The sequence below is a fragment of the Pseudoalteromonas luteoviolacea NCIMB 1944 genome, assembly GCF_001625565.1.
Taxonomy (GTDB): domain Bacteria; phylum Pseudomonadota; class Gammaproteobacteria; order Enterobacterales; family Alteromonadaceae; genus Pseudoalteromonas; species Pseudoalteromonas luteoviolacea_F.
Genome location: NZ_AUXS01000084.1, coordinates 1 through 645, shown reverse-complemented (window position 1 = coordinate 645; position 645 = coordinate 1). Strand labels below are relative to the sequence as shown.

Genomic DNA, 645 nt, shown 5'->3' with positions numbered 1-645 from the left:
AAATACCCACTCGGATCCGTAAACGACAACGGATTATTCAGCACATAACTATATCGGTTATAGTTCTGCAAATTACTCGGCGCTTGCACAAACGGGTCGGTTTGCATAAACCGGCCAGTGTCTGCATCGTAAACTCGACCATTCATATGAATGATGCGCGAATCATCACCAAACTTAACCGGTTCGTGGCCTGTGTACGCTCTTTGGTTACTTGCTACGGTCCAGAATAGTCCTGTTTCAAGGGCCCAGTTTAGTTTGTCTATGTCATTGTTTGGCATCACAACTTCTGATTGCTTGCCAAATACGTCATAGCTAAAACGCTTTAAGAGCTTACCACTATTGTTAACCACTGCAACAACTGAGCCTTGATGATCTGTAAACAACCATTGCATGCTCTCTTGACCATGTTCATGGTAAGTTTTTACTGCATCATTGCCTATATTACGGCGAATATAAGTTTGCGCAGACAGTGCCTCTGTGCCGCTTTCTTTGACTATTTCAAGGGCACCCACGTAGTAGATGGTTTTGTTGCGCTCAACACGTTTATAGCGTCGGTTATTGGTATCGTAACTAAATTGAACCAACTCACCATTGACCGTAATGTGCGTCGCCTTATTACGCGCAGAGTACACCACATCGCGTTGA

General features: G+C 44.2%; 1 protein-coding gene. It reads right to left on the bottom strand.

Going from position 1 to position 645, the window contains the following annotated elements; translation table 11 throughout:
* A partial coding sequence (locus tag N483_RS24755; RefSeq protein ID WP_155735432.1) for an RHS repeat domain-containing protein occupies positions 1-645 on the bottom strand: 645 nt, incomplete at both ends.